Below are 13316 nucleotides of genomic sequence, written 5' to 3' on the forward strand. Positions count from 1 at the left end.
CTGCGCGTTTCCGCCGCATTCATCGAACCTTCAACCTATCCCTGTCTCATTCCCGTGCGGATTCGATGCGACGCACGGTGTTGTCGGACCTCAGGGTCCGAACGCATCACGGAGACGGGAGCGGCTCTCGCAGACCAGCCGAGAGAAGCGACCCGTAGCGCGATTCAACAGGTGGCAACCGCGAAACCCCGAGGCGCACGCCCGCATGGAGGCGATACCTCGGGGGCTCGCGCTCAAGCGACCGGCCGCGCGCCTGCAAGCATGAGGGGGATCGACACGTGTTGAATGAGAAGCTCATCGCACCCGAGACCGGTGAGGACGCAGCCGGTCAGGCGAGCGTCCACCGGGCGGTCGCGCGCACATTGCCCGTCGTCTCCACATCGGGCGACGCCGTGGCCGACCTGCGCGAAGCGATCCTCGCCAAGCTCGCCTACGCCATCGGCAAGACCCCGCAGAATGCCCGCGAACGCGACTGGTTCGCCGCGACCGCTCTGGCACTGCGCGACCGGATCGTCGATGCCTGTATGGCGAACGGTGAATCCGTGCCGAACAAGCGGGTCTACTACCTCTCCCTCGAATTCCTCATCGGCCGTCTGCTGTCGGACGCGATGAACAATCTCGGCCTCGTCGAGACCACACGCGCGGCCTTGCGCGACCTCGGCGTCGACCTCGACACCGTCGAGGGCGCCGAACCCGACGCGGCCCTGGGCAATGGCGGCCTCGGGCGCCTCGCCGCCTGCTTCATGGAAAGCATGGCGAGCCTCTCGATCCCGGCCATCGGCTACGGCATCCGGTACGACCACGGCCTGTTCCGGCAATCCCTGGAGGATGGCTGGCAGAAGGAAGCCCCGGAGACCTGGCTCGCCGAGGGCAACCCTTGGGAATTCGTCCGCCCGGAGGCGACCTACACCATCGGGTTCGGTGGCCATGTCACCATGTCGGCCGTGTCCGAGGGCGTGATTCGCCGTCACTGGCACCCGGCCGAGACGGTTCAGGCGGTGGCCCACGACGTGCCGGTGGTGGGCTGGCGCGGGCGCCACGTGAACACCCTGCGCCTTTGGAAGGCCGAAGCGGAAGCGCCCGTCGAGCTAGCACGCTTCAATGGCGGCGACCATATCGGCGCCGTGGCCGCGCGGTCCCGGGCCGAGGCGATCTCACGGGTGCTGTATCCGAGCGATTCGTCGGATTCCGGCCAGGAACTGCGCCTGCGCCAGGAGTACTTCTTCACCTCCGCGTCCCTGCAGGATCTCGTGCGCCGGCACGCGGCCGAGCGCGGCGATCTCCGCACCCTGCCCGACCACGCCGCGATCCAGCTCAACGACACCCATCCGGCCATCGCCGTCCCGGAACTGATGCGCCTCCTCCTGGAGGATCACGGCTTCAACTGGGAAGACGCCTGGCACGTCACCACCAACACGCTCGGCTACACCAACCACACCCTGCTGCCCGAGGCCCTGGAGACGTGGTCCGTCGAGCTGATGGAGCGGGTGCTGCCGCGCCACATGCAGATCATCTACCTCATCAACTGGATGCACCTCGAGGAGCAGGGCAGGCACGGCCGGGCGGATGCGGCGCAGCTCGCCTCCGTGTCCCTCATCGAGGAGGCCAACGGCAAGCGTGTGCGCATGGGGCACCTCGCCTTCCTCGGCGCGCGGCGGGTCAACGGGGTCTCGGCCCTGCACACGGACCTCATGCGCTCGACGGTCTTCAAGGATCTGCACGCCCTCGATACGGACAAGATCGTCAACAAGACCAACGGCATCACCTTCCGCCGCTGGCTGCACAACTGCAATCCGGAACTGACGCGCCTCGCCGTCGAAGCCGTGGGCGCCGGCGTCCTCGACAATCCCGAGCTGCTGACCGGGCTCGCCGACCACGCTTCGGACACCAGCTTCCAAGACCGCTACCGGTCCATGCGCCGTGCCCGCAAGGAGGCGCTGGCCCGGGTGGTGGTCGAGCGCACGGGCGTCACCATCGATCCGTCGAGCCTGTTCGACGTACAGATCAAGCGCATCCACGAGTACAAGCGCCAACTCCTCAACGTCATCGAGACGGTGGCACTCTATCAGGCGATCAAGGCCGAGCCGCACCGGGACTGGACGCCCCGGGTCAAGATCTTCGGCGGCAAGGCCGCGCCGAGCTACGTCCAGGCCAAGCTGATCATCAAGCTCGCCTGCGACGTCGCCCGGGTGGTCAACGACGATCCCGATGTCGCCGGGCGCCTCAAGGTGGTGTTCCTGCCGAACTATTCGGTGAGTCTGGCCGAGGCGATCATCCCGGCAGCCGACCTGTCGGAGCAGATCTCCACCGCCGGCATGGAAGCGTCCGGCACCGGCAACATGAAGCTCGCGTTGAACGGTGCCCTCACCATCGGCACCCTCGACGGCGCGAACATCGAGATCCGCGATCATGTCGGTGCGGACAACATCTTCATCTTCGGCCTCGACGCGGCTGGGGTGCAAGCCCGCATGAACGAGCCGGACTACGCCGGGGCCGCCATCGCCGCCTCGCCGCGCCTCGCGGCCGCCCTCGACCTCATCGGGACCGGTGGATTCTCGCCCGACGATCCCGCCCGGTTCCGGCCCATCGTGGACAGCCTCGTCCACGACGACCGCTACCTGCTGACCGTCGATTTCGAGGATTACTGGCGCGCCCAGCGGGCCGTCGACACGGCCTGGAACGATCCGGCCGCGTGGTGGCGCTCGGCCATCCTCAACACGGCCCGGATGGCCTGGTTCTCGTCCGACCGCTCCATGCGCGAATACGCCGCCGAGATCTGGCGCGTTCGGGTCGCCTGACGCTCAGGCATCCAACCGTCGCTCGAACACGACACCCCGGCCGATCCCCATCGGCCGGGGTGTCGTCACTTGGCAGATCTCAGTGCGCGGTCCCGAACGCCGCATGCAGCAGGGTATGCTGCGCGGCGACGGGGCTCGCGACCGCGACGGGAGCCGGACGCTCGTCGGTGATCAGCCCATCGAGGTGGAGGATGCGGGCATGCATCCGGCGCGAGCGCACGATGAGGTCCTGCAGACGGGCCGGCAGGATCCCGAAGACGTCCGCCTTGAACGGATCGGGGGTGGCGAGGCGCACCCGAGTCTTCTCTTCCAAGGCCTCGTTGGGCGTCAGCTCGCCCTCGGCGACGGCGCGCTGCACCAGGAGCCAGGACGCGATCTGCATGAGGCGGGTGGTCAGCCGCATGGTCTCGCTGGCGTAGCTGAGGGTGCCGTCCCGCGACATCAGGCGCGACTCGTCGCGGCCCTCGCCATCGAGATAGGCCGCCGCCTCCTCCACCATGGTCATGCCTTCGCGAAACAGCGTCTTGAAGGCATCGGAGCCCACATAGGTATCACCGAAACTGACCCAGTCCCGCTCGTCCCGAATCGTGACGTCGAATCCGTTCATCGTGCCTCCCGTGCGGCGCTTCGTCGGTCCATCGTCCCGATCGGGGACAATCCCGCCGCTTTCATCCGATGGTCCGCAATGCTAACGCCGCGAACGAGCGAGCGCCTCTTTCACCTAAAGTTAACCTTAACTCGAGCGGGCGCGGGCAGCCTGTTCCACGGCCTTCGATCCGCCGATGCGCGTTGACTCGGCGCCGGCCATCCGCCATAAGCCGCGCCATCGCGACGCGGCGCCCTTCTGGGCGCTCTTCGCGCTTGCAGACACATTCTGGACGAGTGACGGGGCCTGCACTGGCGTTGAAGCCTGCGGCACCCATCCTTGGCCATCGGAGATCGTGCCGTGAAGAGAACCTATCAGCCCAGCAAGCTCGTGCGTAAGCGTCGCCATGGGTTCCGTGCCCGCATGGCGACCGCCGGCGGCCGCAAGGTCATCGCCGCCCGCCGCGCCCACGGCCGCAAGAAGCTGTCGGCCTGAGAGCGACCGGGGTGCCGTGCCGCCTTCGGGCGGCCGGTCCTGTCTGAACCCGGTCTTATGACCTTGGCCTCCGGCCACGAGATCGGATTGGCCGTGGCGACGATCGGACGGCTCACGCAACGCTCGGACTTCCTGACCGCGGCGAGCGGACGACGCTTCCACACTGAGCGCTTCTCCGCCCAGGGCCGACTGCGCAGCGAGTCTGTGCAGAAGTCCGGCGAGGAACCCGCCGCAGTGGCCGAAGGCCTGCGCATCGGCTTCACCATCACGAAGCGTGTCGGGCACGCCACGGAGCGCAACCGCATCCGGCGGCGTCTTCGCGCGGCCCTGCGCGCGGCGGAAAACGTCTTGCCGAGTCCGGCGGCCGACGTGGTGCTCATCGCTCGGCGCCCGGCTCTGTCCGCCGCGTTCGAGACCCTGATCGAAGACCTGCGCCGCGCCGTACCCATCGTGACCAAGCCGCAGACGCGCAAGGATTCGGCTGGCGAGGCGGCAGTCCGCTCCAGCCCCCGGCGTGGTCGGGGCAAGCCTGCATCCGACAAGCCGATATCCGACCGGCCGGCGTCTGGCGCTGACTCCACGATGCCGCTATTGGCCTCTGGTCCCGGGGCTGACGCCTCGCAGGGCCGCGCCACGGCGCCCTCCCCCATTCCCAACGCATGCGACGGACCGACCGATGGGTAATGACAAGACGAACATGATCGTCGCGATCGCCCTGTCGCTGGCGGTCCTGCTCGGCTGGAACTACTTCATCGCCGCCCCGCGCGTCGAGCAGCAGCGTCAGGCGACCCTCCAAGCCCAAGCGCTCCAGGGCAAGGCGGCGACCTCGGCCGACGGCGTACCGAGCCCGAGCCCGAAGGAAGGCGGCCCGGCCGCCCCCGTGCCCGGGACCCTTCCGGGTGCCACCGGCAACGGCCAAGGCGCGGTCGAGCCCCGCGAGGCGGTGATCGCCCGCTCGCCCCGCGTGACCATCGACACGCCGGCACTCGCCGGCACCATCGCCCTCAAGGGTGGCCGCATCGACGACGTCCTTCTCAAGAACTACCACGAGACCGTGGACGACAAGAGCCCGCGCATCGTGCTGCTCTCCCCCACCGGCACGGCCAATCCCTATTACGGCGAATTCGGCTGGGTCGGCCAGAATGCCGGCCCGCTACCCGGCGGCGACACGGTCTGGACCGCCGACGCCACCACCCTGTCGGTCGGCAAGCCCGTCACCCTGAGCTTCGACAACGGCGCCGGCCTGGTCTTCCGCCGCATCATCGCCGTGGACGACAAGTTCATGTTCACGGTCCGCGACGAGGTCGAGAACAAGGGTGCGGCCGCCGTCAGCCTTTACCCGTACGGCCTCGTCTCGCGCTGGGGCAAGCCGACGACGCAGGGCTACTACGTGCTCCACGAGGGCATGATCGGCGTGCTCGGCGCCGAGGGCCTGCAGGAATACACCTACGACCACCTCGCCAAGGAGCCGGTGCTCGGCAACGTCACCACCAAGGGCAAGGCCTGGACCGGCGTCACCGGTGGCTTCGTCGGCATCACCGACAAGTACTGGGCCGCGGCAGCGATCCCCGATCAGGCGGCGCCATACACCGGCAGCTTCACCGAGCGCACGGACGGCGCCACCAAGGTCTATCAGGCGAGCGTGCTCGGCGGCGTGCGCGTCGTCGATCCCGGCGCCACGGCGACGGCGACCCAGCAGCTCTTCGCCGGGGCCAAGGAAGTCAACACCATCAACGGCTACCAGAAGGACCTCGGAATCGAGAAGTTCGATCTGATGATCGACTGGGGCTGGTTCCACTTCATCACCAAGCCGATGTTCCGGGCGCTGGACTTCTTCTTCCACCTGTTCGGGAATTTCGGCGTCGCGATCCTGGTCGTGACCCTGTGTCTGAAGCTCCTGTTCCTGCCCATCGCCAACAAGTCCTACCAGTCCATGGCCAAGATGAAGGCCGTGCAGCCCGAGATGGCCTCCATCCGCGAACGCTACGGCGACGACAAGCTGAAGCAGCAGCAGGCGATGATGGAGCTGTACAAGAAGGAGAAGATCAATCCGGTCGCCGGCTGCTGGCCGGTGCTGATCCAGATTCCGGTGTTCTTCGCCCTCTACAAGGTGCTGTTCATCACCATCGAGATGCGGCACGCGCCGTTCTTCGGCTGGATCCAGGATCTGGCCGCGCCCGATCCGACGAGCTTCCTCAACCTGTTCGGTCTGCTCCCCTACGCGGCGCCGGACATCGTCCACCTCGGCATCTGGCCCATCATCATGGGCATCACGATGTTCATCCAGATGAAGATGAATCCCGCGCCGCCGGACCCGGTCCAGGCGCAGATCTTCACCTTCATGCCGATCGTGTTCACGTTCATGCTCGGCTCTTTCCCGGCCGGCTTGGTGATCTACTGGGCCTGGAACAACACCCTCTCGGTGATCCAGCAATACGTCATCATGCGCCGCAACGGCGTGAAGGTGGAGTTGTGGGACAACCTCTCGGGGATGTTCAAGAAGAAGCCCGCCGACAAGAACGCGCCGGCCAAAAGCTGATCTTTTCGAAAGACGCCGGTCCGACACGAACCGGACCGGCGCCTTCACGGCTCGCCCTCTCCCCGTCGGTCCTCCCTGTCCTGCGACGGGGAGGACCGTCCTGTTTCTCGCGTGTCGGCTCTCGAATGGCGGATACGCCCGCCCCGATCGGTCCCGACCCATGTCTCAATCAGAATCCCAGACCGAAGCCGACGCCGCGCTCCTCGAATCCGGCCGCCTCCTGTTCGCCGGCGCCGCCGACTTCCTCTCCTCCGCCCCCACCGTGGTGGCCCTGCCGCCCATGAAGGGCGTCGAGATCGCCTTCGCGGGGCGCTCCAACGTCGGTAAGTCGAGCCTCGTCAACGCACTCACCGGCCGCAACACCCTGGCGCGGACCTCGCACACGCCCGGCCGCACCCAGCAGCTCAACTTCTTCGACATCGGCGGCCGCCTGACCCTCGTCGACATGCCGGGCTACGGCTACGCGGCGGTGGAGAAGACCAAGGTCGAGGCCTGGACCGACCTCATCCACGATTACCTGAAAGGTCGGGCCAACCTCGCGCGGGTGTTCATGCTCATCGATTCGCGCCACGGCTTGAAAAGCATCGACACCGATGTTCTCGACGGCCTCGATCAGGCCGCCGTGAGCTATCAGGTGGTGTTGACCAAGGGCGACGCCCTGAAGAAATCCGAGATCGAGGCGCGCATCGAGAAGACCCGTGAAGCCCTGTCGAAGCGCCCGGCCGCCTATCCGGAGATCCTGATCACCTCGAGCCGCGACGATCGCGGCGTGCCGGAACTGCGCGCCAGCGTCGCCCGCCTGCTCAAGGAGCGCGGCGCATGACCCTGCCCGACCGCATCCTCATGGCGCTGGGCGCCCTCGCCGGCCTCCTCGGGGTCGCGGCAAGCGCGATGGCGGCCCACCGGGCCGGGGCCGACAGCCTGAAGACGGCCGCGCAGTTCCTGCTGTTCCACGCCCCCACCCTCCTCGGACTGGTGGCCCTGGCCGCCACGGGCGCGACGCACCGTCTCCTCACCCGGCTCGCCGCCGCCGCCCTCGTCGTGGGCCTGGCCCTGTTCTCCGGCGACCTCGCCCTGCGGGCGCTCCACGGCACGCCGCTGTTTGCCATGGCCGCGCCCACGGGCGGGGTCCTGCTCATGGGCGGATGGCTGCTGGCCGCCGTGGCGGCGTTCGTGCCGGTTCGGGGCCGGTCGTGAACCGGTAACGCCTCGCGCGACGGTCGACCCAATGAGCATCGTCTTCAACGAACAGACCAAACTCCTGGCGACTGCGCTCAACACGGCGGCGACATCCTGCTTCACCGTCGGGATCGCAACGCCCGTGGCCGGCTACATCTACAATGTCAGCAATCTGCAGGTGACGTTGAAACCGCTTGCTCTGATGCTGGGGATTGCCGGTTGGCTTACCGCTGCGACCATCCTACATCTGTTGGCGAGGCGTACGCTGAAGGAGCTTACCCCATGACCGAGCTTGCCATTCTCGCATTCGTCGTCACGCCCGCCATCGTCGTCGTGATGGGATATGTCGCCGTCCGCCTGCACGAGGCCGCAGGTCGTCGTCAGGCGCGTGATCCGGTTCCGACATCGAACCGCGCCGCCGGCCAGCGGGCACGATAGAAACTCGAGAACTACCCGACCAACGGCGGCAATTGCGGCGTCGCTCCGTCCGGCAGGGCCGTCCGGGCCATGTTCATGCTCATGGCGAGCAACGTATAGTAGCCGTTGATCCCCGCCATCTCGATGGCGCCCTGCTCGCCGAAGGCCTCGACCACGCGGGCGTAGGTGGTGTCGCTCACCGCCTTGTTGTGGTGAAGCTCCATCGAGAAAGCGTAGACCAACGCCTCTTCCCGACCCATCGCATCGGGACGCCGCCCCTCTTGGATCGCCGCGACGAGGGCCGGATCGAGCCCGGCCTCCACGGCGATGGGCGCATGGATGTGCCACTCCAGCTGCTGGGTCCATTCCCGCGCCGTGATCAGGATGATCAGTTCCGACAGATGCAGGGGCAGCACGCTGCGGTAGCGCAGGTGCAACCCCATGGTGCTGGCGTTGGTCATCAGTTCGGGACTGCGCAGGAGCGGCACGAACGGCCCGAAGACCGGTCCCTTGCGTGCCACGCGAAACGCCTCCGACGCTGCCTTCTGGGCGTCGGTGAGTTGCTCGACCGGAAGTTCCGGCATGCGGTCGGGGTTGGACATCACGCGGCCTACGGCATCACGGGCGGGTGGTAGGTCAGGGTGAAGGCCAATGCCCAGAGCAGGAACAGCACCACCGGGAGGTGGATGATGAGTTGCAGGAAGCTGAAGCCGACGATGTCGCGGGCCTTCAGGCCGAGGATGCCGAGCAGCGGCAGCATCCAGAACGGATTGATGAGGTTCGGCAGGGCTTCCGCCGCGTTGTAGACCATCACCGCCCAGCCGAGATGGACCTGAAGTTCGTTGGCCGCCTGCATCACGTAGGGCGCTTCCAGGAGCCATTTTCCGCCGCCGGACGGCACGAAGAAGCCGAGCACCGCGGAGTAGACGCCCATGGAGATGGGGAAGCTGCCCGTGGTGTTCAGGCTCACGAACGCGTGGGTGATGACGTCGGATACGGACGTGCCGGCCCCGTTCTTCGGCCCAGTGAGCATGGCGCTGATGGCGGCATAGAACGGAAACTGGATCAGGACGGCGGCGGTGGCCGGCACGGCCTTGCCGACGGACTTCAGGAAGTTCTTCGGCCGCCAGTGCAGGAGCAGTCCGAGGGTGAGGAACAGGAAGTTGTAGGTGTTGAGGCTCGAGATCGCGGTGATCCAGGATTGCCGGGCGAATTCCTGCACGAGCCAGCCGACCGCCAGCACCGCGAGGAGCAGAATCAGGATCGGCGAGTGCTCCAGCCACTCGCTCGGCTGGCTCGGACGCGTGGTGTCGGGCTTTTCGCGCGAGACATCGACGCCCATGGATTCCGCGGTGACGGCATTGGCCGGCCCGGGTGCCGAGACGTAGGCGATGATGATGGAGATCACGAATAGGATCACGGCGATCAGCATCGACTGCCACAGGAAGATGGTCTCGCTGAACGGGATCACGCCCGTGATGGCGAGGAGGTTCTTCGGCAGGCTCGCCGGGTTCGCCTGAAGCTGCGCCGCGGACGAACTGAGGCCCATGGCCCAGGTGGCACCGAGCCCCAGATAGGCGGCGGCACCCGCCGCGCGGTAATCCATCTTCAGGTCCGTGCGCCGCGCCAGCGCCCGAGCGAGGAGGCCGCCGAAGATCAGGCTCAGGCCCCAGCTGAGGAACGACGACAGCATGGTGGCCGCCGCCACCAGACCGACGGCGCCGCGACCGGATTTCGGAATCGCCGCGAGGCGGTCGATCAGAGCCTGCACCGGAGGGGCGGTGGCCACGACGTAGCCGCCGATGGTGACGAAGGCCATCTGCATGGTGAAGGGGATCAGGCTCCAGAACCCGTCGCCGAAGCTTTTCGCGATGGCCGCCGGCGGGGCGCCGTTGGCCAGCGCGCCCAGCGCCACGATCACCACCGCGATGGCGACGAAGACGAACGCATCCGGAAACCACTTTTCCGCCCAAGCGGTGAAGCGGATCCCCAAGCGGGACAGTGCCCCCTCGGTGGCCGGGTCCCCCGTCGGGCCGGCGGGCGGGCGGGATGTGTTCGACATGGGCGGAATTCCGTGGCGTTCGGAGCGGTGGCCGCATCTTGCGCAAACCACCGCTACGCTCAAGCGGGCGTCACCGGTGATGAACACGTTCGGCCCGAGATGTCAGACGATCGCTCCGATCTTTGCGGTTCCTTCAAGATTGGAGGCCGAACATCGCTCGTGTGCAGCTTGGACCCGGGGCAATCGCCTCGGACGACGGGGGCGCCGGACCAGGGGGATGTGTTGGCCAAGGCTTCTCAGGGCGTCGATCTCGACCGCCTGATGGCGACCCGGCGTGGACCGCCTCCGTCCGTTCGTGACCTGACGACGGGAAACGATGCGGCACGGCCTGCTCCATCCGGCGGCCGTGCATTCGGCAGCGGAAGGGCCTGGCTCGCCGCGGCGTTGATCAACGTCGGCATCGTGCTCGTCGTGGCGCTGGGAGTGGTTCTCGGGCCGCCCCTCCTCGAATGTCGTCGCCAAGCCGAAATCGGCTTCTTCGCCGGCGACAGCTTCCGGGGATGCCTCCACAAGGCGGCGACCCACCGTCTCGCTCGCCTGGAAAGCCAACTCCGAATGGCCGTACGCGATTCGGGTCACTGACGCGGTTCGATTTCCAGCGCGCGAAACCGCTTGAAACGAACCCGCGACGGGACTAACTAAAGCACATCAGTTCTGGTTGCAGTCTTGAGGCTGCGGTTCGGGAGTGGGCCCCACCGGGTCCGCTCTTTTTTATTGCCGCAAGCTCAGCGCCACCGGATCCCTTCGACCAAGGCCGGACTTTAAGCGCAGCATGGCGGACTCTCCCGAAAAACGTCTGATCACCGAGACCGGCGTCGCCGCGCGCGTCGTCCAGGTCATCGAGGCTTCCATCGAAGGCTTGGGCTTTCGGGTGGTGCGGGTGCGGGTCTCGAGCGCCAACGGCTGCACGGTGCAGATCATGGCCGAGCGGCCGGACGGCACCATGTCGGTGGACGATTGCGAGGCGGTGAGCCGGGCGATCTCGCCGCTCCTCGACCTCGATGACCCCATCGGCAAGCCGTACTACCTCGAGATCTCCTCGCCGGGCATCGACCGTCCCCTGGTGCGGGCCGTCGATTTCGAGCGCTGGGCCGGCTACGAGGCAAAGATCGAGCTCGCCGTGCCCCTCGAGGGTCGCAAGCGGTTCCGTGGGATCATCCGCACGCCCAATCCGGACGGGCTCACGGTGCCCATCGACCTGCCCGACGTGAAGGAAGGCCTGCCGAGCCGGATCGATCTGCCCTTGCGCGATCTCGGCGATGCCTATCTCGTCCTGACGGACGATCTGGTGCGTGAGTCCCTGCGCCGGGGCGGTGGCCCGCCGCCGATGCTGGACGACGAGGACGAGGACGAGGACGGCCCCGAGGCTGAGCCGGCGCCCCCCCTTAAGAAGAAGATTTCACGGCCGCTTAAGCCGAAGGCTTCGGCCCGGCCCAGGCCCGAGAAGATCGAAACCGAAGCGAGCCTCGCCATCAAGGCCCAGAACAAGGCCAAGCCCATCCGCACCAAGGCGGTCCGGGTGAAGGATGACGGCAAGCTTCACTAGAAACGCCCGGATCGCGCTCGAACGCGCGACGCGATCACGAAAAAACCACGACGAAGAGAAGGACGAAAACCGATGGCCGTCGTCAGCGCCAACAGGCTCGAACTCCTGCAGATCGCCGAAGCAGTCGCGCGCGAAAAGGTGATCGACCGCTCCATCGTCATAGACGCCATGGAGGAGGCCATCGCCAAGGCGGCCCGCTCGCGCTACGGCGCCGAGACGGACGTGCATGCCGAGATCGATCCGAAGACCGGCGCGCTCCGCCTGTCACGCCACCTCGTGGTGGTGGATCAGGTCGAGAACGACGCCCGCGAGGTCACCCTCGATCAGGCCCGCCGCTACAACCCCGGCGCCCTCGTGGGCGACGTGATCTCCGACACCCTGCCGCCCTTCGATTTCGGCCGCGTCGCCGCCCAGTCGGCCAAGCAGGTCATCGTCCAGAAGGTACGCGACGCCGAGCGCGACCGTCAGTTCGACGAGTACAAGGACCGCATCGGCGAGGTCGTGAACGGCCTCGTAAAGCGCGTCGAGTACGGCAACGTCATCGTCGATCTCGGACGCGGCGAGGGCATCGTCCGCCGCGACGAGATGATTCCGCGCGAGACCTTCCGCCCCGGCGACCGAATCCGCTCCTACCTGTTCGACGTGCGCCGCGAGGTGCGTGGGCCGCAGATCTTCCTGTCGCGCTCGCATCCGCAGTTCATGGCCAAGCTCTTCGGCCAGGAGGTTCCGGAGATCTACGACGGTATCGTCGAGGTGAAGGCGGTGGCCCGCGATCCGGGCTCGCGCGCCAAGATCGCGGTGATCTCGCGCGATGGCTCCATCGATCCGGTCGGCGCCTGCGTCGGCATGCGCGGTTCGCGCGTCCAGGCCGTCGTCGGCGAGCTTCAAGGTGAGAAGATCGACATCATTCCGTGGTCCGAGGATCAGGCCACCTTCATCGTCAACGCGCTCCAGCCGGCCGAGGTCGTGAAGGTGGTGCTCGACGAGGAGGCCGACCGCATCGAGGTGGTGGTGCCGGACGACCAGCTTTCCCTGGCCATCGGACGCCGCGGCCAGAACGTGCGCCTCGCCTCGCAGCTCACCGGCTGGGATATCGACATCCTCACCGAGGCCGAGGAGTCGGAGCGCCGCCAGAAAGAGTTCGCCGAGCGCACCGCCATCTTCATGGAAGCCCTCGACGTCGACGAGACCGTCGGTCAGCTGCTGGCTGCCGAAGGGTTCCGCAACGTCGAGGAGATCGCCTACGTCGAACCCGGCGAACTCGCCAACATCCAGGGCCTCGACGAGGAAAGCGGCACCGAGATCCAGGCGCGTGCGCAGGACCACCTCGCCCGGATCGAATCGGAATTCGACGCCAAGCGCCAGGAGCTCGGCGTGCAGGACGAGTTGCGCGAGATCGACGGCATCACCACCCCCATGCTGGTGGCGCTCGGTGAGAACGACGTGAAGACCATCGAGGATCTCGCCGGCTGCGCCACGGACGATCTCGTCGGCTACACCGAGGGGCGCGGCCCCGAGGCGACGCGCCACGCCGGCTATCTCGATGGGTTCGAGGTTTCCCGCACGGAAGCCGAGGCCATGGTGATGGCGGCCCGCGTGCATGCCGGCTGGATCGAGGCGCCGACGGAAGCCGCCGAAGCGGACGGTGCGGCCGAGGATGCCGAGGCGCCTGCCACCGCCTGATCGCCGACACC

General features: G+C 67.1%; 14 protein-coding genes. 11 read left to right on the plus strand and 3 right to left on the minus strand.

The features are described from left to right. Positions 1 to 362 precede the first annotated feature (362 nt). The gene (locus tag ASF22_RS15440) at positions 363 to 2798 is read left to right on the plus strand and encodes a glycogen/starch/alpha-glucan phosphorylase (RefSeq protein WP_244474311.1); all 2436 of its coding nucleotides are present in this window, start codon (positions 363 to 365) and stop codon (positions 2796 to 2798) included. A 79-nt stretch (positions 2799 to 2877) separates the two neighbouring features. Here the strand turns inward: ASF22_RS15440 and ASF22_RS15445 are convergent, their stop codons facing one another. Next, a complete protein-coding gene (locus ASF22_RS15445; protein WP_056171710.1) occupies positions 2878 to 3405 on the minus strand; it encodes a DUF1465 family protein in 528 nt (175 codons plus the stop codon). A gap of 339 nt (positions 3406 to 3744) precedes the next feature. Between ASF22_RS15445 and rpmH the strand changes: the two genes are divergently transcribed. The 7 genes from rpmH (at position 3745) to ASF22_RS24005 (ending at position 8035) form a co-directional block, all read left to right on the plus strand. Beyond that, positions 3745 to 3879 carry a 50S ribosomal protein L34 gene (gene rpmH / locus ASF22_RS15450; RefSeq protein ID WP_055947927.1) on the plus strand — a complete coding sequence of 45 codons (135 nt, stop codon included), beginning with the start codon at positions 3745 to 3747 and terminating at the stop codon, positions 3877 to 3879. A gap of 93 nt (positions 3880 to 3972) precedes the next feature. Then, entirely contained in the window at positions 3973 to 4563 is a 591-nt protein-coding gene (rnpA, locus tag ASF22_RS15455) for a ribonuclease P protein component (protein WP_082483755.1), read from the plus strand. Next, complete coding sequence (gene yidC, locus ASF22_RS15460) at positions 4556 to 6418, plus strand: membrane protein insertase YidC (RefSeq protein ID WP_056265941.1); 1863 nt, start codon at positions 4556 to 4558, stop codon at positions 6416 to 6418. The genes rnpA and yidC overlap by 8 nt, the downstream gene beginning before the upstream one ends. Before the next feature lie 160 nt (positions 6419 to 6578). Continuing rightward, entirely contained in the window at positions 6579 to 7241 is a 663-nt protein-coding gene (yihA, locus tag ASF22_RS15465) for a ribosome biogenesis GTP-binding protein YihA/YsxC (protein ID WP_056171716.1), read from the plus strand. Next, complete coding sequence (locus ASF22_RS15470; protein WP_056265944.1) at positions 7238 to 7615, plus strand: DUF423 domain-containing protein; 378 nt, start codon at positions 7238 to 7240, stop codon at positions 7613 to 7615. The genes yihA and ASF22_RS15470 overlap by 4 nt, the downstream gene beginning before the upstream one ends. 31 nt (positions 7616 to 7646) lie before the next feature. Continuing rightward, positions 7647 to 7883, plus strand: coding sequence for a hypothetical protein (locus tag ASF22_RS15475; protein ID WP_056171720.1), 237 nt, complete (start codon positions 7647 to 7649; stop codon positions 7881 to 7883). Continuing rightward, complete coding sequence (locus tag ASF22_RS24005) at positions 7880 to 8035, plus strand: hypothetical protein (protein WP_156368798.1); 156 nt, start codon at positions 7880 to 7882, stop codon at positions 8033 to 8035. The genes ASF22_RS15475 and ASF22_RS24005 overlap by 4 nt, the downstream gene beginning before the upstream one ends. 11 nt (positions 8036 to 8046) lie before the next feature. Here the strand turns inward: ASF22_RS24005 and ASF22_RS15480 are convergent, their stop codons facing one another. Both ASF22_RS15480 and ASF22_RS15485 read right to left on the minus strand, forming a co-directional pair. After that, positions 8047 to 8616 carry a hypothetical protein gene (locus ASF22_RS15480; RefSeq protein WP_056171722.1) on the minus strand — a complete coding sequence of 190 codons (570 nt, stop codon included), beginning with the start codon at positions 8614 to 8616 and terminating at the stop codon, positions 8047 to 8049. Between the two features lie 8 nt (positions 8617 to 8624). Then, positions 8625 to 10076, minus strand: a complete 1452-nt coding sequence (locus ASF22_RS15485) for a TIGR00366 family protein (protein WP_056265948.1) — start codon at positions 10074 to 10076, stop codon at positions 8625 to 8627. 12 nt (positions 10077 to 10088) lie between these two features. On the opposite strand from ASF22_RS15485, the gene ASF22_RS24010 reads away from it, so the two are divergent. The 3 genes from ASF22_RS24010 to nusA all read left to right on the plus strand — a co-directional run bounded on the left by ASF22_RS24010 (position 10089) and on the right by nusA (position 13305). Further along, positions 10089 to 10658: a hypothetical protein gene (locus ASF22_RS24010; protein ID WP_156647771.1), complete on the plus strand. Its 570-nt coding sequence runs from the start codon at positions 10089 to 10091 to the stop codon at positions 10656 to 10658. Positions 10659 to 10848: 190 nt separating this feature from the next. Next, a complete protein-coding gene (gene rimP / locus ASF22_RS15495) occupies positions 10849 to 11622 on the plus strand; it encodes a ribosome maturation factor RimP (RefSeq protein WP_056265951.1) in 774 nt (257 codons plus the stop codon). A 72-nt stretch (positions 11623 to 11694) separates the two neighbouring features. Beyond that, positions 11695 to 13305 (plus strand): transcription termination factor NusA, encoded by a 1611-nt coding sequence (gene nusA / locus ASF22_RS15500; RefSeq protein ID WP_056171732.1) that lies wholly within the window; start codon positions 11695 to 11697, stop codon positions 13303 to 13305. Positions 13306 to 13316: the final 11 nt, after the last annotated feature.

Source organism: Methylobacterium sp. Leaf87, assembly GCF_001422775.1.
GTDB lineage: Bacteria > Pseudomonadota > Alphaproteobacteria > Rhizobiales > Beijerinckiaceae > Methylobacterium.

Coding starts and splice junctions, on each gene's coding strand:
- ASF22_RS15445 (WP_056171710.1), bottom strand. CDS start 3,405: ATGAACGGATTCGACGTCACGATTCGGGACGAGCGGGACTGGGTCAGT.
- yidC (WP_056265941.1), top strand. CDS start 4,556: ATGGGTAATGACAAGACGAACATGATCGTCGCGATCGCCCTGTCGCTG.
- yihA (WP_056171716.1), top strand. CDS start 6,579: ATGTCTCAATCAGAATCCCAGACCGAAGCCGACGCCGCGCTCCTCGAA.
- ASF22_RS15470 (WP_056265944.1), top strand. CDS start 7,238: ATGACCCTGCCCGACCGCATCCTCATGGCGCTGGGCGCCCTCGCCGGC.
- ASF22_RS15475 (WP_056171720.1), top strand. CDS start 7,647: ATGAGCATCGTCTTCAACGAACAGACCAAACTCCTGGCGACTGCGCTC.
- ASF22_RS24005 (WP_156368798.1), top strand. CDS start 7,880: ATGACCGAGCTTGCCATTCTCGCATTCGTCGTCACGCCCGCCATCGTC.
- ASF22_RS15480 (WP_056171722.1), bottom strand. CDS start 8,616: ATGTCCAACCCCGACCGCATGCCGGAACTTCCGGTCGAGCAACTCACC.
- ASF22_RS15485 (WP_056265948.1), bottom strand. CDS start 10,076: ATGTCGAACACATCCCGCCCGCCCGCCGGCCCGACGGGGGACCCGGCC.
- rimP (WP_056265951.1), top strand. CDS start 10,849: ATGGCGGACTCTCCCGAAAAACGTCTGATCACCGAGACCGGCGTCGCC.
- nusA (WP_056171732.1), top strand. CDS start 11,695: ATGGCCGTCGTCAGCGCCAACAGGCTCGAACTCCTGCAGATCGCCGAA.